Genomic DNA, 1,270 nt, shown 5'->3' with positions numbered 1-1,270 from the left:
GGCCGCGCTCGGCGTGCTCGGCGGTCTGGGCGGGCCGGACGCGGGCGGGGTGCGCGTCCTCCTGATCGACGAGATTGCGCGCGACGAGGCGGACACTGCCGGCGCCCCAGGAGCGGACCTGGGGCCGACAACCGGACCCGACCCGCGTTCGGCCGCCTGGGTGAGCTACCCGCCGGCCCCGACGGGCCGGCCCGCCGGCATGGTTCTCACCCACGAGGCCGTCGCCGGCCTGCTCGCGTCGCCCGCCGACGCCATGGGCGCCGGAGCGGAGGTCAGCCCGGATGAGCTCGCCGCGATCCGCGCCGGTCTCACCCACGGTTTCCCCGCCGGCGTGGTCGAGGACACGCTGTGGCCGTCGGGATCCGGCCGGGCCGAACCTGTGCCGGGTGGCACCACGGCGCGCGGCACCGGCACCACGGCGCGCGGCACCCGGACCTATGTCCTGGACCGGGCGCTGCGCCCGGTGGGAGTCGGCGTCCTCGGCGAGCTCTACCTCGGCGGTCCCGGGCTGGCCCGCGGCTATCAGGGCCGGGCCGACCTGAGCGTCGCCCGGTTCGTCGCCGACCCGTTCGGCGACCCGGGAGAGCGGATGGTCCGTACCGGTGACCGGGCCCGGTGGCGCGCCGACGGCGCGCTGGACTTCCCGGACCGCCCGGCCGGCCCGCGGCCCGCAGCCGAGCACGACCTGCTCTCGGCCGACGAGCGGGCGGGGGCCGCCACCACGGCGGGGGAGGCGAAGGCGCGCCGCGGGCCGGCCAACGCGATCGAGGCGGCGCTGGTCACGGCGTTCACCTCGGTCCTCGGCGGGAACAAGGTCGGGGTCGACGACGACTTCTTCGCCCTCGGCGGCGACAGCATCGTCGCCATGCGGCTGGTCACCCGCATTCGCGCCGCCGGCTACACCGTCTCGCCGAAGCAGCTGTTCGCTCACCGCACCCCGGCGACGCTCGCCCCCGTGGTGAAGCGCCGCCGGACCCCGACCCCGCCGGCAGGCGGCACCGCCCGCCAGGCGGCCACCGCCCCGGCCGCGCCGGGTACCACGCCCGCCGAGGTCGTCCTCCCACCGACACCGGCGCTGCAGTCCGCCCGCACCCGGGCCATGACCGCGGGCCGGTCGACGTTCGCGTCGTTCTCCTCCCCGGTGCTGCTGCGCACCCCCGCCGGGCTGGACCTGGCGACGCTCGCGGCGGGCCTCGCCGCGGTCATCGACCAGCACGACGCGCTGCGGGCCCGTCTGATCCGCTCGGACTCGACCACGGCGCTGCCGCCC

General features: G+C 78.1%; 1 protein-coding gene. It reads left to right on the top strand.

Annotated features, from left to right (window positions below):
* A partial coding sequence (locus MXD58_RS27855) for a phosphopantetheine-binding protein (protein WP_250611143.1) occupies window positions 1-1,270 on the top strand: 1,270 nt, incomplete at both ends.

Origin of the sequence: Frankia sp. AgKG'84/4 (assembly GCF_023242965.2) — a bacterium.
In the GTDB taxonomy this organism is placed as follows: Bacteria; Actinomycetota; Actinomycetes; order Frankiales; family Frankiaceae; genus Frankia.
This window is presented reverse-complemented; position numbering and strand designations above follow the sequence as displayed.